Source organism: Streptomyces luteireticuli (assembly GCF_041519305.1).
Classification (GTDB): domain Bacteria; phylum Actinomycetota; class Actinomycetes; order Streptomycetales; family Streptomycetaceae; genus Streptomyces; species Streptomyces luteireticuli.
This window is the reverse complement of the sequence record NZ_CP167927.1, coordinates 1,777,210-1,796,763: the sequence shown is the minus strand read 5'-3', so window position 1 is coordinate 1,796,763 and position 19,554 is coordinate 1,777,210. Positions and strand designations below refer to the sequence as shown.

Annotated in this window: 15 protein-coding genes and 1 pseudogene; 7 read left to right on the top strand and 9 right to left on the bottom strand. The window is 73.3% G+C overall.

Annotated features, from left to right (window positions below; all coding sequences use genetic code 11):
- The first annotated feature begins 11 nt into the window (after window positions 1–11).
- Complete coding sequence (locus AB8735_RS07305) at window positions 12–986, top strand: helix-turn-helix transcriptional regulator (protein ID WP_372406179.1); 975 nt, start codon at window positions 12–14, stop codon at window positions 984–986.
- Here the strand turns inward: AB8735_RS07305 and AB8735_RS07300 are convergent.
- A complete protein-coding gene (locus tag AB8735_RS07300; RefSeq protein ID WP_372406177.1) occupies window positions 968–1,663 on the bottom strand; it encodes a hypothetical protein in 696 nt (231 codons plus the stop codon). The genes AB8735_RS07305 and AB8735_RS07300 overlap by 19 nt on opposite strands.
- A gap of 821 nt (window positions 1,664–2,484) precedes the next feature.
- On the opposite strand from AB8735_RS07300, the gene AB8735_RS07295 reads away from it, so the two are divergent.
- Entirely contained in the window at window positions 2,485–3,390 is a 906-nt protein-coding gene (locus AB8735_RS07295; protein WP_344032708.1) for a Gfo/Idh/MocA family oxidoreductase, read from the top strand.
- Here the strand turns inward: AB8735_RS07295 and lnt are convergent.
- Complete coding sequence (lnt, locus tag AB8735_RS07290) at window positions 3,362–4,888, bottom strand: apolipoprotein N-acyltransferase (RefSeq protein ID WP_372406176.1); 1,527 nt, start codon at window positions 4,886–4,888, stop codon at window positions 3,362–3,364. The two genes, AB8735_RS07295 and lnt, sit on opposite strands and share 29 nt — an antisense overlap.
- A gap of 562 nt (window positions 4,889–5,450) precedes the next feature.
- On the opposite strand from lnt, the gene AB8735_RS07285 reads away from it, so the two are divergent.
- Window positions 5,451–6,359, top strand: coding sequence for a class I SAM-dependent methyltransferase (locus tag AB8735_RS07285; protein ID WP_344032704.1), 909 nt, complete (start codon window positions 5,451–5,453; stop codon window positions 6,357–6,359).
- Between the two features lie 233 nt (window positions 6,360–6,592).
- A pseudogene (locus tag AB8735_RS07280) lies at window positions 6,593–7,213 on the top strand (terpene synthase family protein); the annotation flags it as partial.
- A 281-nt stretch (window positions 7,214–7,494) separates the two neighbouring features.
- Here AB8735_RS07280 and AB8735_RS07275 read toward each other — a convergent pair.
- The 5 genes from AB8735_RS07275 to AB8735_RS07255 are packed head-to-tail and all read right to left on the bottom strand — an operon-like array spanning window position 7,495 to window position 11,796.
- Entirely contained in the window at window positions 7,495–8,946 is a 1,452-nt protein-coding gene (locus tag AB8735_RS07275; protein ID WP_372406174.1) for a cytochrome P450, read from the bottom strand.
- Entirely contained in the window at window positions 8,943–9,566 is a 624-nt protein-coding gene (locus tag AB8735_RS07270; protein WP_344032700.1) for an ATP/GTP-binding protein, read from the bottom strand. Before AB8735_RS07270 ends, AB8735_RS07275 begins: the two co-directional genes overlap by 4 nt.
- On the bottom strand, window positions 9,547–9,909 hold the full coding sequence (locus AB8735_RS07265) for a DUF742 domain-containing protein (protein ID WP_344032698.1): 363 nt from the start codon (window positions 9,907–9,909) through the stop codon (window positions 9,547–9,549). The genes AB8735_RS07270 and AB8735_RS07265 overlap by 20 nt, the downstream gene beginning before the upstream one ends.
- Window positions 9,906–10,313, bottom strand: a complete 408-nt coding sequence (locus tag AB8735_RS07260; protein ID WP_199894135.1) for a roadblock/LC7 domain-containing protein — start codon at window positions 10,311–10,313, stop codon at window positions 9,906–9,908. The genes AB8735_RS07265 and AB8735_RS07260 overlap by 4 nt, the downstream gene beginning before the upstream one ends.
- 4 nt (window positions 10,314–10,317) lie before the next feature.
- Entirely contained in the window at window positions 10,318–11,796 is a 1,479-nt protein-coding gene (locus AB8735_RS07255) for a sensor histidine kinase (protein WP_372406170.1), read from the bottom strand.
- A 428-nt stretch (window positions 11,797–12,224) separates the two neighbouring features.
- On the opposite strand from AB8735_RS07255, the gene AB8735_RS07250 reads away from it, so the two are divergent.
- The 3 genes from AB8735_RS07250 to ligD all read left to right on the top strand — a co-directional run bounded on the left by AB8735_RS07250 (window position 12,225) and on the right by ligD (window position 16,883).
- Window positions 12,225–14,921: an AAA family ATPase gene (locus AB8735_RS07250; RefSeq protein ID WP_372406168.1), complete on the top strand. Its 2,697-nt coding sequence runs from the start codon at window positions 12,225–12,227 to the stop codon at window positions 14,919–14,921.
- 79 nt (window positions 14,922–15,000) lie between these two features.
- Window positions 15,001–15,975 (top strand): Ku protein, encoded by a 975-nt coding sequence (locus AB8735_RS07245; protein ID WP_372406167.1) that lies wholly within the window; start codon window positions 15,001–15,003, stop codon window positions 15,973–15,975.
- 65 nt (window positions 15,976–16,040) lie between these two features.
- Window positions 16,041–16,883, top strand: coding sequence for a non-homologous end-joining DNA ligase (gene ligD, locus AB8735_RS07240; protein WP_372411789.1), 843 nt, complete (start codon window positions 16,041–16,043; stop codon window positions 16,881–16,883).
- A 228-nt stretch (window positions 16,884–17,111) separates the two neighbouring features.
- Here ligD and AB8735_RS07235 read toward each other — a convergent pair whose 3' ends face one another.
- Together AB8735_RS07235 and AB8735_RS07230 are read right to left on the bottom strand one after the other, a co-directional pair.
- Complete coding sequence (locus AB8735_RS07235; protein ID WP_372406166.1) at window positions 17,112–18,122, bottom strand: PHP domain-containing protein; 1,011 nt, start codon at window positions 18,120–18,122, stop codon at window positions 17,112–17,114.
- Window positions 18,122–19,552 carry a lipase maturation factor family protein gene (locus AB8735_RS07230; protein ID WP_372406165.1) on the bottom strand — a complete coding sequence of 477 codons (1,431 nt, stop codon included), beginning with the start codon at window positions 19,550–19,552 and terminating at the stop codon, window positions 18,122–18,124. Before AB8735_RS07230 ends, AB8735_RS07235 begins: the two co-directional genes overlap by 1 nt.
- Window positions 19,553–19,554 lie beyond the last annotated feature (2 nt).

Here is a 19,554-nt window from a genome sequence, read left to right as displayed (position 1 = left end):
AAAATGCCGGGGTGCGCGCCGACCGTCTCCTCTCGCTGCTCCTCCTGCTCCAGAACCGGGGCCGCATGACCGCCCCCGAACTCGCCGCGGAACTGGAGGTCTCCGTCCGCACGGTCTACCGGGACATCGAGGCGCTCGGCGCCTCCGGCGTCCCCGTCCGCGCCGACCGCGGCCCCGACGGCGGCTACTCCCTGCTCGACGGATACCGCACCCGGCTCACCGGCCTCACCGAGGACGAAGCCGGCTCCCTTGCCCTGGCCACCGTGCCCGGTGCCGCCGCCGAACTGGGGCTGGGCGCCGACCTCGCCACCGCGCGGCTGAAGCTGGAGGCGGCCCTGCCCGCCGGGCTCGGCGACCGGGCGCGCCGGGTCGCCGAGCGCTTCCACCTCGACGCCGACGCGTGGTTCCGGGACTCCGAGCCCGTTCCGCACCTGGCGACCCTCGCCGGGGCCGTGTGGCGGCAGCGCCTCCTGCGCGTGCACTACCGGCGGTGGAAGGGCGAAGTGCGCCGGGATCTGGAGCCGTTGGGGCTCGTCCTCAAGGGCGGCATCTGGTACCTCGTGGCCCGGTCCGGTGCGGACATCCGTACATACCGGGTGGGCCGGGTCCTCGCCGCGGAGCTGCTGGACGGACGCTTCGAGCGGCCGGCGGGCTTCGATCTCGCCGACCACTGGCGCCGGTCGGCCCGGCGGCTGGAGGACATGCGCCTGCAGGGCGAGGCGCTGCTGCGGTTGAGCCCGGCGGGACTGGCCCTGCTGCCCGCGAAGTTCGGGGCCGTGGGGCGGCTTGCGGTGGAAGGAGCGGGTGAGCCTGATGGGGAGGGGTGGGCCACGGTGACGCTCGCCGTCGAGGCGCCGAAGGTGGCCGTCCACGACCTGCTGGGGCTCGGGGCGGAGGCGGAGGTGCTGGGACCGGCGTCCTTGCGGGCGGCGGTGGCGGAGGCCGCCGCCGCGCTGGCCGCCCGGTATCAACCGCCGTACACCTGACGGCAGATGCGCGAGGCGTCGCTGCCCGGCTGCCAGCGGCCGTAGCGCTCGCCGAGCGCACAGGTGCCGCCGCGGGCGGGGGGCGCCGGCGCCGGGTGCGGCGGGGCGGGTGCGGGGCGGGTGCGAGGCGGCTCGGGGGCGGGAGGAGGCGGTGGTGGGGGAGGGGTGGTGTGGTGCTGCGGCGGGGGTGCCGGGGCCTCCCGGGGCGGGGGTGCCTCCGAGTGGTGATCCGGGGGGCGGGGGGCCTCGGGTTCGCGGGGGAGGGGCTCGCGGGGGGTGGTGGGCAAGTCCCGCGGAGCGGAGGGGATGGACGGGGCGTACGGGATGGATGGGATAGTCGGGATTGAGGGGAGCGAAGGGGTGCCGGGGTCCGTGCGGATGTCCGGGGCGGATGTCCGGGGTGTCTCGCGGTGTCCGTTCTCGGAGAGGGCGCCCGGAGATCCGGGGGACGGGCCGTGGGACGTGCCCGTGGTCGCGTCGGCCGTGGCCGTCGCGCCCGCCCCGCCCGGGCCGGTGTCCACCAGGGACTCGCGGTCCCGGCCCGGGAGGATGGCGCGCTGGTCCGCGGCGGAGCGGGGTGGATGGGGAGGGGACGGATGCGCGGAGAGGGAGACGCAGCCGGCGGTGGCGGTGACGGTGAGGGCCATCAGGAGGGTGGCTGCGGGGCGACGGGGCATTCTCCCAACTCTGGGGTGGGCGGGGTGGGTTGGGAACGCCCTGTGGGGGTGACGTGGGGGTGGGGGGGTGGGGGGTGCGCCCCCTGTTTGTCCCGTGCCCCCTTGGGTGGTGGGGGGAGGTTTTGCCCCTGGCCCGCCCTTTCGCCGTTTCCCGTAGGGGCTGCCGCCCCTGCGGCACCCCGCTGCGCGCTGGCGCGCGGTGGGGGCGGTCCCGCGCTGCCGCGCGGGTGGGCGGGGCTTCGCCCCTGCGCCCCACCGGGGGCTTCGCCCCCTGGCCCCCTTGAAGCGCCCTTCGGGCGCTGTCCTCAAACGCCGGACGGGCTGGGTGTGTGCCCCTGTCCCGCCCTTTCACCGTTTCTTCCGGGGAGACCCCGGGCCCCGTCCGCCCTTCGGGCGGAGTCCTCAAGCGCCGGACGGGCTGAAGTGTGCGCCCGGGCTGAAGTACGCGACTGGGCTGAAGTGCGCGCCTGGGCTGAAGCGCGCGCCCGGGCTGAAGTGCCCGCCTGGGCTTTGGAATCCGGCCGGGCGCGAAACCCAGCCTGTCCGGCGTTTGAGGACGAGCGGCGGAGCCGCGACAAACGGGGTCCGGGGCGGAGCCCCGAAAAGGGGGCCAGGGGCGGAGCCCCGGGAGCAGGGGTGCAGGGGGCGCAGCCCCCGCCGGGGTGCAGGGGCGGAGCCCCGCCCACCGCGCGGCAGCGCGGTGCCGGGCCGAGGGGGCGGAGCCCCGGAAGAAACGGTGAAAGGGCGGGCCAGGGGCACACCCGAGGGTGCCCCCGGGGCGCACGTATGCTGCCACGGACGGACACCACCAAGGAGGACCCGTGAAGGTCGGCTGCATCGGACTCGGCGACATCGCGCAAAAGGCGTACCTGCCCGTGCTCGGCACCCGGCCCGGCGTCGAACTGCACCTCCAGACCCGCACGCAGAGCACCCTCACCCGGGTCGCGGACGCCCACCACGTCCCGGCGGACCGGCGTCACGCCGACCTCGATTCGCTGCTCTCCGCGGGGCTCGACGCGGCGTTCGTGCACGCCCCGACCGCCGCCCACCCGGAGATCGTCTCCCGGCTGCTGGAGGCCGGGATCCCGGTCTATGTGGACAAGCCGCTCGCCTCCGACCTCGCCGCGAGCGAGCGCCTGGTGCGGCTGGCGCGGGAGCGCGGCGTACCGCTGGCCGTGGGGTTCAACCGCCGCTACGCGCCCGGCTACGTCCAGTGCCTGGACCACCCGCGCGACCTGATCCTCCTGCAGAAGAACCGGCTGGGGCTGGCCGAGGAGGCCCGGACCCTGGTCTACGACGACTTCATCCATGTCGTCGACACCCTCCGGTTCCTCGTCCCCGGGCCGGTCGAGCACGTGGACGTGCGCGGACGGGGGCGCGACGGGCTCGTCGAGCACGTCGTCCTCCAGCTCTCCGGCGACGGCTTCACCGCCCTCGGCGTCATGAACCGGGCGAGCGGCTCGACCGAGGAGGTCCTGGAGGTCTCCGGCCAGGACTCCAAGCGGCAGGTCGTCAACCTCGCCGAGGTCATCGACCACAAGGGCCAGCCGACGGTGCGCCGTCGCGGCGACTGGGTGCCGGTCGCCCGCCAGCGGGGGATCGAGCAGTGCGCCGACGCCTTCCTCGACGCGGTGCGCGCCGGCAAGGCGATCGACGCCGAGGACGCCCTGCGCACCCATGAGTTGTGCGAGCGGGTCGTCAACGCCCTGGAGAAGCAGGCCGCATGAGGGAGAGGGAGTAGAGGAGCAGGGCCGCCAGCGCGCCGTACACCGCCCAGTCGCCGAAGCGCGCGTACGGGCTGGTGCCCTCGGCCAGCGGCACGTCGTAGACGACCGCGGCGCTGCGGTCGGTGCCCACCCACCGGCCGACCGTGCGGCCGCGCGCGTCCGCGGCCGCACTGACCCCGGTCAGCGTCGCGTGCACCACCGGCCGCCAGGTCTCGGCGGCCCGCAGCGCCGCGAGGGAGGCGTGCTGCTCCGGGGCCCAGCTGTGCTGGAACGTGGACGTCGCGGACTGCGCGACGATCAGCTGGGCGCCGTCGCGGGCCAGATGGCGGCTCATGTCGGGGAAGGCGGACTCGAAGCACACCAGCGGGCCCACCCGCAGCCCGGCCCCGGCCCCCGACGGCAGCCGCATCACCACCTGCCGCGCGCCGCGCCCGCGGTCCTCGCCCGCCGCCCTGCCCACGGAGGTGGCCCAGCCGAGCAGCGAACGGGCGGGGACGTACTCGCCGAAGGGGACGAGGCGCATCTTGTCGTAGCGGTCCCCGGTGGGGCCGTCCGGTCCGATCAGGACGGAGCTCTTGAAGATCCCGGGCCGGTCGGAGCGCCGCGCGTCCACGTTGACCAGCAGGTCGGCGCCGACGGTCCGGGAGAGCGCGGCGAGCCTGTCCCGCAGCGCGGCGTCCCGGCCGAGGTCGGTGCCGACGCTGCTCTCGCCCCACACCACCAGGTCCACCCGCCGGCCCGCCAGTCCGCGGGTGAGCGCCTCCTCGCGGTCGAAGCGCCGGGCCTCCCCGGGGACCACGCCGGGCTGGACCACCGCGACCCGTACGGTCCCGGCCGTCCGCGGCAGCGGGGCCCACCACCATGTCCCCGCCGCCACCGCGGCGCACACCAGCAGCCCCGCAGCGGCGGCCCGGCGGGCGCGCGGGGCCGAAACGAGCGCCGCCAGCGCCGTGTTGACGGCGACCACCAGCAGGCCGACCAGCCACACGCCGCCCACCGACGCGAGCCGGAGCGCCGCCGGAACCTGCCACTGACTGGCGCCCAGCAGCCCCCAGGGTCCGCCCAAGTACTCCCAGGAACGCACGAGTTCGGCCAGGATCCAGCCCGCCGGCACGACGACGAGCGCCGCCGCCACCCGGCCGGGTCCCGGGTCGCCCCCCAGCAGCCGCCGCACCAGCAGACCCCAGGGCACCCACAACAGCCCCAGCAGCGCCGCCAGTACCAGAATGAAGATGTGCAGGCTCGGCAGCAGCCAGTGGTGCACCGCCAGCAGGAAACCGGCGCCTCCCAGCCATCCCTCCAGCGCGGCGCGGCGCGCGGATCCCGCCGAGCGCACCAGCAGCAGCCAGGGGACGAGCGCCCCGTACGCCAGCCACCACAGGGCGGGTTCGGGGAAGGCCAGTGCAGGCAGGGCGCCCGCGGCCACCGCCGCGGGCGCCCGCCAGCGGGGTGCGGCGGCGGGTGGTCCGGCTGTCCCCGCCGGTGGCGTCACCGTCATCACGCCCTGCCTCCTCGGGTGCGTCGTGCGGCCGGATTCCAGTGTGCGCGAGAGCCGGGGACACGCCCGGGCCGGTGCGTATGCGACACACTGGGACGGGCCGGAAACCGGGGGACGCCGTGAAAGGGCGCATGCGCACAAGTGCTAGCGCCCCCTTCGATCGCCTGCACACCACACGCATGAGCGGGATCCGGCCATCCGCCGGGCGTCCGGTTATCGGTCCGCACCGAGGCCAAAACCCCGACAACAGCGCGCAATTTTCAGCCTTTCTGGTCGCTACGCAGTGCAGAAACGGTTCGATGCGGTCTAAAGCGAAAGGAAGTGATCTCGGGAGGGTCTGCCAGAAAGGCGCACGGCGGTACGTATCACGGGTTATCGCTGTCCCGCCCTGGGCAGGTACCGGGCAAAACTGGACAGGAATGCTGGTCGCTTGTTGCTGGGGGGCGGCGTGACTCGCGCATGTGATCGAACGGCAATCCAGTCGTCACCGGAGGGGCAGCCCATCCGGGACCCGGCTCCTCGTCCGTCTGTCCACCGACAGCCGAAGTCTCGGAGGGATCCCATGGACCACCTTGTTGCGGAAGTGACCGCTGCTACGGATGCGGTGTCCGAAGAGACCCCGGTACCGTCCTACTACTCCAGGAAGACCGCCGAGATCCTTCACAAGTACGGCCCCGGGCCCCGGATCCACTTCCACGTGGGCATGTTCGAGCCCGGGCTCAGTCCCAACACGACAGTCTCGCAGCGCGTCCTGCGCAACCGCCTCAAAGCCTCGCAGGAGGCCGCCCTCGACCATGCCGCCCGCACCTGGGGCGTGGCGGAGGACCCACCCGAGCAGCTCTTCGACATCGGCTGCGGCATCGGCGGCGGCTCCATCTACTGGGCCCAGGAGTACGGCTGCCATGTCACCGCGATCACCGTCACGGCCAAGCATGTGCCCGTGATGGCCGACCTCGTCCGCGAGGCGGGCGTGGAGGACCTGGTCACCCCCGTCCTCGGGGACATCCACGACCTGCGCGAGGAGACCGCCTACGACGCGGCCGTGGCGATCGAGAGCTCCGGCTACATGGACCGCGAGCGGCTCTTCTCCGTGGTCGCCAAGGCGCTCAAGCCCGGCGGCTGGTTCGGCATCCAGGAGCACTTCCTGTGCCGGCCGGAGTGGACCACGTTCATCGACGGCTACTACAAGACCCGCCTGGGCACCCTCGCCGAGTACATCGCGGCCGCCCGGGCCGCCGGCTTCGAACTGGAGCAGGACGAGGACATCACCGACCGCGTCGCGGAGTTCTGGGTGCAGTCCATGGCCTGGACGACGGCCGAGCTGGACAAGGTGCACCGGACCGGCACCGAGTCCCCGATCGCCGCCGACCGGCTGCTCGAATCGGCGCTCACGCACGGCAAGTTGTTCCGGGCCTGGCGGGATCACGCGGTCGAGACCCGCATGCTGCTGTTCCGCATGGAGGGCGACTGATCGTGTCTTCCTCCCCTGCCGAAACGACGTCCTCCGCCGGTGAGGCCTCCCGGGCCCCGGCGATCGGCTGGCGGCTGCCGCCGTTCTACTGCCCGATCGAGCCCGCCGTGCACCCCCGGCGGGCGGAGCTGGAGGAGCGGGCCGTCGCCTGGCTGGACCGCAGCGGCATCTTCCGCGACGCCACCGAACGGGCCTGGAGCATCGCCACCCACAGCACCGACTTCAGCTGCCGGATGATCCCCCACGGGCGGGACGAACCACTGCTGCTGTTCATCGAGTGGAACCACTGGGCCTTCGCGCTCGACGACCTCTGGCACGACACCGGCGCCGCCGACATCAAGACCGCCCGGATCGTCGACCTCAACGCCCGGATCTCCCGCTGCCTGGAGGCGCCGGGCTCCGCCATGCTCGGCACCTCCCCCTTCGACCGCGCGCTGGAGGACCTCGCGGCCCGGACCCGGGCCCTCGCCGGCCCCGTCCAGCTCCGCCGGGTGGCCGAGGGGATGCGCGACTGGCTCTTCGGCGCGGCATGGCAGGTCAGCAACATCGAACGGCGCGTCATGCCCACGCTCTCCGACTATGTCGCCCTGCGGCCGTCGATCAACGGAACGCGCTTCTCGCTGGCCTGGAACCAGATCGCCAGCGGCATCGAGGTCCCGGACGAGGAACTCTCCGCACCCCCCGTCCAGGCCCTCACGGAAGCCGCGGGGTTCATCGTCAGCTGCGACAACGACCTGTTCTCCTACGCCAAGGAGGACGACCACGAGACCATGGACCAGAACCTCGTCAATGTGCTCGCGTACCACAACGGCACCTCCCTGACCCGGGCCCTGACGGAGGCCGTCGCCATACGGGACCGCTCCATGACCCTCTTCCTGGCCCTGCGCGACCGGCTCGCCCGCACCGCCGGCCCGCAACTCGCCCGCTATCTGGAGGCGTTGGGCCACTACATCGCCGGCTGCATCCGGTGGATGAACGACGCCCCCCGCTACGCCAGCCCCCGGAACCGCCATCCGCTTCCGGTCCCGGGGGCGACGTACGGGATCACCTGGCGGGACACCCCCAGTGACCCCCGGACCGACCCGCTGCCCATACCGTCCGCGGCGTGGTGGTGGGAGCAGCTCGACCCGCCGGCTCACTCACCGCGGAACCACCGGGTCAGCGACCGCCACCACGAGGCGCGCGGGCGCGACTCCGAGGAGGGCGGCGCCGGGATCCGGGCCGTGCCCTCGCCGGCCGTCGCCGGATCGTCGGCGGTGTCCTGGCCGACGGTCGCCGGGGCGGCCGGCACCAGGGGCGCGGGCGGCTGAGGGGCCCCGGGGGTGAACGCCACGGGCAGCGCGACGAGATGACGTGACATCAGGGCGGAGACCCAGCACAGCTCCGACTCGGCCACCGCCAGGCGGACATCGGGGAGCCGGGTCATCAGGGCGTCGATGCCCGTGTCCGCGATGGCCCGGCCGATGTCCTGGCCGGGGCACTCGTGGGCACCGCCGCTGAAGGCCAGGTGCGAGCGGTTGCCGTGGACGGGGGCGGTGGGGTCGGGGCGGATGGCGGTGTCCACATTGGCCGCGGCGAGCCCGAGGACGAGTGCGTCCCCGGCCTTGATCTTCTGGCCGGCGAGCTCGGTGTCCTGGGTCGCCCAGCGTCCGAGGATGGTGGTGAACGGCGGTTCGTCCCACAGGGTCTGCTCGACCGCGTCGGGCAGGGTCATATGGCCGCCGGCCAGGTTGGCCCGGCACCGGGGGTCGGTCAGGACCATCCGCAGCGTGTTGGCGATGAGGTTGGCGGTGGTCTCGAAGGCGGCGATGAGCACCAGCCGCAGGTGCTGCTGGACCTCGTCGTCGGAGAGCTGGGAGGGGTGCTCCAGCAGCCAGCTGGTGAAGTCCGGGCCGGGCTCCCTGCGCTTGTTCGCCACCGTCCTCGCCAGCACCTCCTGGACGAAGGCGTTGCTGGCGACCGCGGTCTCCGTGCCCTTGATCATGTCACGGGCGGCCTGTACCAGACGGGGGCTGTACTCCTCCTGCATGCCCAGGAGTTGGGTCATCACCATCATCGGCAGCGGCTCGGCGAAGGCGTGCACCAGGTCGGCGCCGCCGGAGGCGCAGAACTCGTCGATGAGCCGGTTGGCGAAGCGGGTGATGTGCCGGCGGACCCCGCGCCGGTCGAACCGGTTCATCGAGTCGTTGATGGCACCGCGCCAGCGCTCGTGCGCGGCACCGTCGGCCATCGAGCAGATCGGCTGCCAGGTGGAGATCGGCGCCAGCGGGTGCCGGGGGTCGATCTCGCCGCTCCGGATGGCGTGCCAGTTGCGCGAGTCGCGGGAGAAGCGCGAGGGAGTACGGGTGACGTCCAGGTTCTCCCGGTAGCCGAGGACCAGCCAGGCCGGGACGTCGCCGCTGAGCAGGACGGGGGCGACGGCGCCGTGCCGCTCGCGCAGCTGCTCGTACAGCCCCATGGGGTCCTCCTCCGCGGCCGTCCCGTACAGCCGGGCGACGCCCCCGGAACCGTAGGCGTGGGCCGGGCACTCGGGCGGGGGAGCGGTCTGCGCGGAGTCGGCGCGGGTGTGCTCGTCGGGTGGGGTCACTGTGGCTCCGGGGTCTTGTGTGCGAGGCGGTACAGGTAGCGCATGAGGGTCATCAGGGCGTCGCGGCAGGACGCCCGGTCGCGGGCGTCGCAGGCGAAGATGGGTACGGACTCGGGGAGGTCCATCGCGGCCCGCAGCTCCGGGACGGGGTGGACGGGGGCGCCGGGGAAGGTGTTGACGGCGACGACGAAGGGCACGCCGCGCTCCTCCAGGATGCCCACGACCTCGTAACTGACCTCCAGGCGGCGGGTGTCGAGCAGCACCACCGCGCCCAGGGCGCCCTCGAAGAGGCCGTCCCACAGGAACCAGAACCGCTCCTGCCCGGGGGTGCCGAACAGGTACAGCACCAACTGCTCGTTGATGCTGATGCGGCCGAAGTCCATGGCCACGGTGGTCTCGATCTTCTGCTCGATCCCGGCGAGGTCGTCCACGCCGACGCCGGCCTGGGTCATCGTCTCCTCGGTGGTGAGCGGTCTGATCTCGCTCACCGTGCCGACCAGGGTGGTCTTGCCCACCCCGAACCCGCCCACGATCACGACCTTCACCGCCGCCGCGGCGGTGGCCGGGAGGATGTCCTCCCTCCTGGGACCGGTGTGGGGGTCAGAGGTTTTGTAGTCCATGCATCACCGCCTCCAGGAGGCTTACGTCAGGAAGGGCAGCGACCGGGACCGGGGGTCTGGCCTCCACGTGCCCCCGGGAGAGGAGGTCGTCGAGCAGAACGGTCACGGTACTGACGGGCAGCGTGAGATAAGCGGATATCTCGGCGACGGACAGCGGGTAGTCGCACATGCGGACGATCGTCTCGTGCTCGGGCTGGAGACCGGGGTCGGTCTCCGTGCGGGAGACGATGAGGGTCACCAGGTCGAGCCCGGTGTCGCTCTTCTCCGTCTCCTCGCCGCCCTTGGTGACGATGTACAGCCGGTCCGGATTGCCGGGATCCCATGCCCTTTCGGGTTTGCTCATGCCACCGGCCCGCTGACGCGCGGCGGACTGGTGAGGTGCTCGCCGATGCGGGCCACCAGGTCCCGCATCCGCTGGCCCATCAGCCCGGCGTCCACGTCGTCGTCGGCGAGCACCGCCAGATAGGCGCCGGCGCCGGCCGCCATCAGGTAGAAGAACCCGCCGTCCACCTCGATCACGACCAGCCTCATCTGCCCGTCGCCGTGCGGGAATTCGGCCGCGATCGCGGTCGACAGGCTCTGCAGTCCCGCGCAGGCTGCGGCCAGCCGGTCCGCGGCGTCCGTGTCCGTGCCGTGCTGCGCCATGCGCAGGCCGTCCGAGGACAGCACGATCACGTGGCGGGTCTGCGGAACGCTGGATGCCAGATCCTTGAGCATCCAGTCCATGTTGAACCGCTGCTGCGTCACTTGGCTACTCTTTCTCGTCTGACGGGTCATCAGTGGTCGGGCTCCGGTGGGCCGCCGGGGCGTCGCCCTTGAGGGCGGTGGTGAAGGCGGCCAGCCAGATGCCCGGCTGGGTGGGCTCGGCCTCCGGCTCGGGGGTCCGGGCCGACTCGGCCGGGGCGACGGCCGCCGCCCGGGCGGCCATGCCCAGCGCGCGCCGCCGGCGCTGCGGAAGGCCGTGGGCGGTGTGCTCGGCCGCGGACAGGTCCGGCATCTGCGGAGGGTCCGGCAGCGGACGGCCGGGCTTCTTCCTGACCTTGGGGGGCGGCAGGGTGGCGGCCCGGGCGATCTCGCCGCCGGGGGTGGCGCTGGCGGTCACCAGCCGGGACGGGATGATCAGCACGGCCCGTACGCCGCCGTAGGCCGAGGGGCGCAGGGAGACCCGGAAGTCGTAGGTCCGGGCGAGCCTGCTGACGACGGCCAGGCCCAGACGCGGGGTCTCGCCCAGGTCGTTGAGGTCGAAGCCGCGGTCGGCGAGCTCCAGCACCTGCTCGGTGCGGCGCCGGGTCTCGTCGGTGAGCCCGACGCCCGCGTCCTCGATCTCGATGGCGACGCCGGACTGGATCTCCACGGCGGTCAGGTGCACCCGGGTCTCCGGCGGGGAGTAGCGGGTGGCGTTGTCCAGCAGCTCCGCCGCGGCGTGGATCACCGGCTCGACGCCGGGGCCGGTCACCGCGACGTCCGCGACCGAGTGGAGGTCGACCCGGCGGTAGTCCATGATCCGCGACATGGCGCCGCGCAGCACGTTGTAGAGCGGGATCGGGTTCTTCCACTGGCGGCCGGGGCGGGAGCCGCCGAGCACGGCGATGCTGTCGGCGAGGCGGCCGATCAGTGCGGTCCCGTGGTCGAGGTGCAGCAAGTCGCTGAAGACCTCGGGGTTGTTGCCGTGCCGGTCCTCCATCTCCCGCAGGTCGGTGGCCTGTTGGTGGACGATCGCCTGGACCCGGCGGGCGATGTTGACGAAGGCGCGGTGGGTGGAGTCGCGCAGGCCCTCCTCGGCCTGCACCGCCTCCACCACGTTCTGGAGCACGGAGCGGTGTTCGGCCGCGAACGGGGAGCCGTGCGAGGGCGACGGGGCGACTTCGCCCAGCACCTCGTCGGCGGACGCACCCTGCTGGAGCATCTTGACCGCGGTCGGCAGCAGCTCCTTGGCCAGCCTGGTGGTCTCCGCCTGCTGCCGGGCCAGTTGGTGCCGGAGGACCGCCTCCTGCTGGTCGCACCGGCGGCGCAGCGCATGGATCACCCGGCCCCGGCGGGCGGCCTCCGACGAGGCCAGGGCGACGGCCACGGTGGCCACCGTCCCGCACCAGACCGCCGGGGTACGGGCCTCCAGGGGCGCGAGAAGGGCGGCGGCCGCGGTGCAGGCCGCCAGCAGCACGGGGGGAACCAGCCATATGAGGGAGGGGGCGGGCCGCCTGACGTGAGGTGACGATCCAGTACCAACCATCGAGTTCCTCGGGGCTTGCGGGGGCGACGTGGGAAGGGGGCGCCGTCGGCGCGCGGGGGAGAGGGCTGCGGGGGTTCCCGGGTTCCCCAGGGGTCGCCCCGGGGTCGCGGGGTTCTCCGGTCGCGTCGGCACGGCGGTGGGCGGCAGCGTGCCGCAGTCGCCACGACCCGCTGCGGGGAAGGAGCGTAGCCGGTTGCGGGACCCTCCGGCGCGAAGTTGTCATATTCGCGGAAAGGGCTGACGAGGGAATTCGAAAGGCATCACAATGACCCCGAGGTGTGTTTATCGAAAGGGTTTTTGAATGTCCGGATCGCGTTCGTGATGATCGACGGGTCATGCTCGCGGGTGGTTCTGTCCGGCGAACCCTTCCCCCGCCCTCCGCACGTAGGGCTAGGCTCGCCCCACCACACTCATACGGGAGACACGTCATGACGGGGCAACAGCACGAACGGCGCCCGTACACCGCCCTGTTCGAGCGCGACCAGGAGGTGGCCACCGCACAGCGGGCCGTCACGGACCTGTGCGGCGGGACGGACGGCAACGGCCCCGCGACCGGAGGGCTGCTGCTGTTCAGCGGCGAAGCGGGCGTCGGGAAAACGGCGTTGCTCGGCGAGGCCCGCCGGCTCGCCGCCGAGCACGGCGACTGCACGGTGCTCTCCGCGCGCGGCAGCGAGCAGACGCAGTCCGTTCCCTTCCACGTCGTACGGCAGTTGCTGCAACCCGCCCTCGCCCCCATGGAGGAGCGGGAGCGGCGGCGGATGCTCGGCGACTGGTACGACATCGCCGGACCCGCCCTCGGCATCGCGCCGCCGACCGGACCGCAGGCCGACCCCCAGGGCGTCCGCGACGGAATCGACTGGCTCGTCATGCAGTTGGCGATGGCCCGCGGCCGGCTGCTCCTCGTCGTCGACGACGTGCACTGGGTCGACGCGGCGTCGCTCTCCTGGCTGACCTCCTTCGCCCTGCGCCTGGCCGACCTGCCGATCCTCCTCGTGGTCGCCTACCGGCCCGCGGAACTCCCCAAGCACTCACCGGCGTTCCACGATCTGGTCACCGGCCGGGGCAACCGTCCGGTGACGCTCCACCCGCTGACCCCGGGCGCCGTCGCCGAGATGGTGCGCACCGCCATGGGCCGCGAGGCCGACGACCCGTTCTGCCGCGAGGTCTGGGCCGTCACCGGCGGCAATCCCTACGAGGCGGTCGAGCTGGTCGCCAAGGCCCGCGACCGCAGCCTGGCGCCCCTGGAGGAGTCCGCCGCCCTGCTGCGCGAGCTCGGCGCCGCCGCGCGCGGCAGCGGCCTCGTCGCCCGGCTGGAGCGGCTGGGCAACGCCACCACCCGCTTCGCCTGGGGCGCCTCCGTGCTGGGCACGGAGATCTCCGTCCGGGTGGCCGCCATGCTCGCCGGGATGAGCCCGGCCGAGGGCGCCGTGTGCGCGGACCGGCTGCGCGAGGCCCGCATCCTCACCGGCGCCGCCGACCTGGAGTTCGTCCACCCGCTCATCGCCACCGCCATCTACCAGGCCGTCCCCTCGGCCGCCCGCACCGCGATGCACGGCCTGGCCGCCTGGGCCGTCACCAACGCGGGCCACGGAGCGGCCGCCGCCTCCCGGCACCTGCTGGAGGTGCACCCCGAGGGCGACGCCGACCTCGTACGGCAGTTGCGCGACGCCGCGCGCGAACACCTCGCCGTCGGCGCCCCGGAGGCCGCCCAGCGCTGTCTCGAACGGGCGCTGGCCGAGCCGCCCCCGGAGGAGGAACGTGCCGCCGTCCTCTACGAGCTGGGCTGCTCCGCCCTGTTGACCTCGCCGCCCACCACCATCAACCATCTGCGCTCGGCCCTCTCCCTCGCCGGTCTCCCCAAGGACCTGCGGGTGGACGCCACTTACCGGCTCTCCCAGGCGTACGCGCACAACAGCCAGCTCAGCGAGGCCGCCAAGGTGGTCGCCGAACACGCCGTCCGCACCCCCGACGGCCCCGGCCGGATGCGGCTCCAGGCCGCCCACTACCTCTGGAAGGGCATCCAGCTGGAGGAGGAGGGCGCCCACGAGCGCTACCGCGAGGTCGCCGAGCTCACCCGGCACCTCGACGGGCGGGACAACGCCGAGCGCGCGCTGCTCGCCCTCCGCGCCTTCGACGCCATGATCCACGCCGAGGACGCCCTGCAGGTCGCCGAACTGGCCGACCGCGCCCTGGTGGACGGCCGCCTCGCCGACGGCATGGGCTGGACCAACACCGAGTGGGGCTTCGAACTGCCCAGCATCATCGGCATCACCTACGCCTACACCGACCGGCTGGACCGGGCCGAGGAGCTCTTCACCGAGGCCGTCCGGGAGTTCGAGATCTCCGGCTGGCGCGGTGGACACCTCGCCTTCGCCCACGAGTTCCTCGGCCTCGTCCACCGCCGCCGCGGCGACCTCGACCGCGCCGAGGGCTTCCTCCGCGAGGGCCTGCGGCTCGCCGACCGGCTGGGCCCGGGCGTCCCCATCCAATGGGACGGCACCTGTCTGCTCATCGACACCCTGCTGGCCCGGGGCCGCCTCGACGAGGCCCAGGCCATCGCCGAGAAGTACTCCTTCGGCCCGCCCTACCCCCCGGCCATGGTCATGCCCGACGCCGCCTGTGTGGTGGGCCGCCTGCTCCTCGCCCTCGGCCGCACCAAGGAGGCCGTCGCCGAGCTGGAGGCCGCGGGCCACCGCCTGGAGGAGCGCGGCCGGCACAACACCCTGTGGGCCCCCTGGGCCCTGGACCTGGCCGCCGCCGTCGCCCCCGAGGAGCCCGAGCGCGCCCGCGAACTCGCGGACCGCGCCGTCCGCTACGCCCTGCGGTTCGGCACCGATACCGCCATCGGCGAGGCGCTGCGCCGCGCGGCGTCCCTCGCGGAGCCGGCGGAGGCCCTCTCCCGGCTGGAGGAGGCGGTCCGGCACCTGGCCGGCTCCCCGTGCCGCCACGAGTACGCCCTGGCCCTGGTCGACCACGGCCGGGCCCTGGAGCGGGCCGGGCGCGCGGCCGAGGCCGCCGGGCCGCTGGGCGAGGGCCTGCGGATCGCCGGGGAGTGCGGGGCGGACGGGCTCGCGGGCCGGGCGCGCGAGGCGCTGGCGCTGGTGGGTGCCGCGGACACGCCCTGAGGCGGGCGCCCGGCCGCCGCCGGGATGCGATCTCCGTCGCGCCGGGGTCCCATGGAGGGACCACTGGGCGGAGGACGTCATGGCGCATGCGGTGTGGAGCGGTGCCCTCTCGTTCGGGCTGGTCACCCTTCCGGTGCAGATGTTCGCGGCGACGGAGAGTCACACGATCCGGTTCAACCAGCTCCAGCGCGGCACGTCGGACCGGGTGCGCAACCGGCGGGTCAACGAGCGCACGGGCGAGGAGGTCCCGCTCACCGAGATCGTCAAGGGCTACGACCTGGGGGACGACTACGTCGTCGTCGAGCCGGGCGAGCTGGAGGACATCGCGCCGGGCCGCTCCAAGGCCCTGGAGATCAGCGGGTTCGTGGACCTGGACACCATCGACCCGATCTACTTCGACAAGACGTACTACCTCGGCCCGAAGAGCAAGGAGTACGCCAAGGTCTACGCCCTGCTGCGCGAGGCACTGCACCGGTCCCACCGGGCCGGGCTCGCCACCCTCGTGATGCGCAACCGGGAGTACCTCGTCGCGGTGAAGGCGGAGGGCGACATCCTGACGCTGCACACCCTGCACTGGGCCGACGAGATCCGCGATCCGCGCGTCGAGGTCGGCACGCTGCGGGAACGGACGGAGGTGGCCGAGCGCGAACTGGCCACCGCCGTCCAGCTGGTGGAGGCGCTCAGCGCGGACTGGGACCCCGAGTCCTACCACGACACGTACCAGGAGAAGGTCCTCGACCTCGTCCGGGCCAAGCAGGCCGGAAGCACGGTCGAGAAGAGCGAGCCGGCGCCGAGGTCGACCAACGTCATCGACCTCATGGGGGCGTTGCAGGCGAGCATCGACAAGGCGAAGGGGAAGGCCGCGCCGGAAACGGAGCGGAAGGTGCGGCCACCCACGCCGATCAAGGAAGCGGCCAGGAAGCGCGCCAGGGCGGGTGAGTTGGAGGAGCTCACGAAGAACGAGCTCTACCGGCGCGCCGCCGACGCCGGTGTCCCCGGCCGTTCCCATATGACCCGTGACGAGCTGGTCGAGGCGCTGAAGAGGGCGTCCTGAACGGGGGACCGGCCGGCGGCCGGCAGACGGTCGAGATCGAGGGCCACCGGCTGTCGCTGTCCCACCTGGAGCGGGTGCTCTTCCCGGCCTCCGGCCACACCAAGGCCCATGTGCTGCACTACTACGCGCAGATCGCCCCCGTGATGCTCCCGCACGTCGCCGGACGCCCCGCGTCCTTCGTGCGGGCGCCCGAGGGGCCGGAGGGCGAGAGCTGGATCGCCAAGAACCCGCCGCCCGGGGTGCCGGACTGGGTGCCGCTGGTGCCGGTCGAGCACCGCGACGGGGTGACGGAACAGGTCGTCGTCGATTCGACGGCCGCGCTGGCCGCGATGGTGAACCTGGGCGCGTACGAGGTGCACGTCCCGCAGTGGACGGCCGCGGGCGGGCGGGACGCGCACGACCGCCTCGTCCTGGACCTCGATCCCGGGCCCGGGGCGGACCTCGTCGTCTGCTGCCGCGTCGCGGAGCGGCTGCGTCAACTCCTCGACGAGGACGGGCTGATGGCGTGCCCGGTCGTCTCCGGCTCGAAGGGCCTGCATCTGTACGCGCCCGTCGAGGCGGTGTCCGGGCGCGGGGCGAGCGCCTACGCGAAGGGGCTGGCGGAGCGGATGACGGTGGAGCACCCCCGGCTGGTGGTGGCGTCGATGGCGAAGCTGGAGCGGCGGGGGCGGGTGCTGATCGACTGGAGCCAGAACGCGTCCGCGAAGACGACGGCGGCGCCTTATACCGTGCGGTTGCGGGAGGGTTCTCCGGGGGTGGCGGCCCCCGTGACCTGGGACGAGGTGGCGGCGTGCCGGGCGCCGTCGGATCTGGCGTTCACGCCGGAGGCGGTGGTGGAGCGGGCTGCCGAACGGGGGGATCTGCTGGCGGGGTTGTTGGGGGAGGGGGTGCGGGGGCGGGTGCCGTAGGCGCACGTGGGTGCGGCGGAGGGGATTTGCCCCTGGCCCGCCCTTTCACCGTTTCTTTGCGCTCCGCGCGGGTGTCCTCAAACTCCCCGGAGGGGGCAACCCCCAGACGGGCTGAATCAGCCCGTCTGGGGGTTGCCCCCTCCGGGGAGTTTGAGGACTTCGCCCGAAGGGCGAATGGGGGTCCGGGGGTCTCCCCCGGAAGAAACGGTGAAAGGGCGGGCCAGGGGCTCAACCCCCCGCGGTCCACGACCGCAACCGGTCCTCCCCCCACGCCGTCACCACCCGATCCACCGGCACCCCGCACTCCTCCGCCCGGGCGCAGCCCAGGATCTGCCACTCCAACTGCCCCGGCGCGTGCGCGTCGCTGTCGACGGCGAAGAGCGTCCCCGCCGACACCGCCAGCCGCAGCAGCCGCCGCGGCGGATCCAGCCGGTCCGGGCGGCTGTTGATCTCCACGGCCGTGCCGAAGCGGGCGCACGCGGCGAAGACGAGTTCCGCGTCGAAGGAGGACTCCGGCCGCTTCCCGCCGACGAGGCGGCCGGTGCAGTGGCCGAGGACGTCCACCAGCGGGTTGGCGACGGCGATGACCAGCCGTCGGGTCATGCTCCCCGCGTCCATGCGGAGTTGGGAGTGGACGGAGGCGACGACCACGTCGAGCCGTTCCAGGAGCTCCTCCTCCTGGTCGAGCGAGCCGTCGGGGAGGATGTCGCACTCGATGCCGGTGAGGAGCCGGAAGCCGTCCCCGATACGGGAGTTGACCTCGGCGACGACGTCGAGCTGCCGCCGCAGCCGTTCCGCCGACAGGCCGTTCGCGACGGTGAGCCGGGGCGAGTGGTCGGTGAGCACGGCCCATTCGTGGCCGAGCGACGCCGCAGCGCGGGCCATCGCCTCGATCGGGCTGCCGCCGTCGGACCAGTCGGAGTGCAGATGGCAGTCGCCGCGCAGGGCGGCCCGCAGCGTGTGCCCGCCCTCGACCGGCGGCCAGTCGGTGGCGTCCTCCAGCCGTGCCAGATACCCCGGCACCTCGCCCCGCAGCGCCTCGGCGACCACCGCGGCGGTCTTGGGCCCGATGCCCTTGCGGTCCGTGAAGGAGCCGCCCTCGGAGTGGCGGCGCACTTCGTCGGCCGGCATCGCGGAGACGACGTCCGCGGCCGTGCGGAACGCCTGGACGCGGTAGGTGGGCGCCTGGTCGCGTTCGAGGAGGAAGGCGATGCGTTCGAGGGCATCGACGGGGTCCATCAGGGCCTCCGCAGGGCGGCCGGCGGCAGGTACTCGCGCACCAGGGTGCGGTGCCACCAGGCACCGGTGGCGCGCAGCTCCTGCCAGGTGGTGAAGCGGTAGAGGTAGAGCCGGGCGCGGACATGGGCGGGCGGGGCGTCGGGGAAGGGGTTGTGGCGCAGCAGCCGCAGGGTGTCGCGGTCGCCGAGGAGCAGGCGTTCGACGAAGGGGCCGAACCAGTCCCGCGCGTAGGCGGGGGAGATCCCGGCGAACCACATCAGCCAGTCCAGGCGCAGATGCCAGGGGGCGTACTGGCGCGGTGTCCGCCGTACGTCACCGGGCTTGCCCTTGAAGCCGTACTCCTTCCAGACCGTCCCCGGGCCGAGGGTCCGGTCCTCGGTGCCCTCGACGACCACCTCGTAGCGGCTGCGGTTGATGCTGCCGAAGGCGCCGTAGGTGTTGACCAGGTGGAAGGCGTTGAAGGACATGTTCATGCGCTGGCCGCGGGAGAGCAGGTTGCGCACGGGCCACCAGCTGAGCACGGCGACGAGGGCGGTCGCGGACAGGACGAGGGCCATGAACCACAGGGGTGTGGCGGGCCCGGGGCCGTGCGCGGGCAGGCCGAAGAGTTCGGCCATGGCGTCGCCGTCCACGGCGGAGAAGGCGAGGACGACGGTGAGCCAGTTGAGCCAGGCGAAGTTGCCGGAGGCGACCAGCCAGAGCTGGGTGACGATCACCAGCCCCGCGGCGACGCTCGCCACCGGCTGCGGGGCGAAGAGCCCGAAGGGCACGACGAGCTGGGCGATGTGGTTCGCCGCGGTCTCCACCCGGTGCAGCGGCCGGGGGAGGCGGTGGAAGAACCAGCTCAGCGGGCCGGGCATCGGCTGGGTCTCGTGGTGGTAGTAGAGGCAGGTCAGATCGCGCCAGCAGGGGTCGCCGCGCATTTTGATCAGCCCGGCGCCGAACTCGACCCGGAAGACCAGCCAGCGCATCAGGAAGAGCACCAGGACGGGCGGGCCGGTGCGCGCGTTGCCCAGGAAGACGGCGAGGAACCCGGCCTCCAGCAGCAGGGACTCCCAGCCGAAGCCGTACCAGGTCTGTCCCACGTTGACGATCGAGAGGTAGAGCCCCCAGAGCACCGCCCACCAGGCCATGGCGGCGGCGGGCGGCACCGCGTCGGCGGCCCCCGCCAGGATCCCCGCCGAGAGCAGGGCGCCCGACCAGGCGCACAGGGCGAAGAAGCGGTCCGAGTAGTGCAGCCGGAACAGGGTCGGCGCCCGCTTCGCGGGGACGTACGCCAGGTAGCGGGGGACGGGCAGCATGCCGCGCTCCCCGATGAGGGCGCGGAACTGGAGGGCGGCGGAGGCGAACGCGACCAGGTAGAGGGCGGCCAGCCCGCGCTGGACGACCAGCCTGCTCAGCCAGGAGCCGGATGCCGTGAACCACTCCACTC

Bases quoted from the DNA above. Each gene is read 5' to 3' on its own strand.
- AB8735_RS07300 (WP_372406177.1), bottom strand. From the start codon at position 1,663: ATGCCCCGTCGCCCCGCAGCCACCCTCCTGATGGCCCTCACCGTCACC.
- lnt (WP_372406176.1), bottom strand. From the start codon at position 4,888: ATGACGGTGACGCCACCGGCGGGGACAGCCGGACCACCCGCCGCCGCA.
- AB8735_RS07285 (WP_344032704.1), top strand. From the start codon at position 5,451: ATGGACCACCTTGTTGCGGAAGTGACCGCTGCTACGGATGCGGTGTCC.
- AB8735_RS07270 (WP_344032700.1), bottom strand. From the start codon at position 9,566: ATGGACTACAAAACCTCTGACCCCCACACCGGTCCCAGGAGGGAGGAC.
- AB8735_RS07265 (WP_344032698.1), bottom strand. From the start codon at position 9,909: ATGAGCAAACCCGAAAGGGCATGGGATCCCGGCAATCCGGACCGGCTG.
- AB8735_RS07255 (WP_372406170.1), bottom strand. From the start codon at position 11,796: ATGGTTGGTACTGGATCGTCACCTCACGTCAGGCGGCCCGCCCCCTCC.
- AB8735_RS07250 (WP_372406168.1), top strand. From the start codon at position 12,225: ATGACGGGGCAACAGCACGAACGGCGCCCGTACACCGCCCTGTTCGAG.
- AB8735_RS07245 (WP_372406167.1), top strand. From the start codon at position 15,001: ATGGCGCATGCGGTGTGGAGCGGTGCCCTCTCGTTCGGGCTGGTCACC.
- AB8735_RS07235 (WP_372406166.1), bottom strand. From the start codon at position 18,122: ATGGACCCCGTCGATGCCCTCGAACGCATCGCCTTCCTCCTCGAACGC.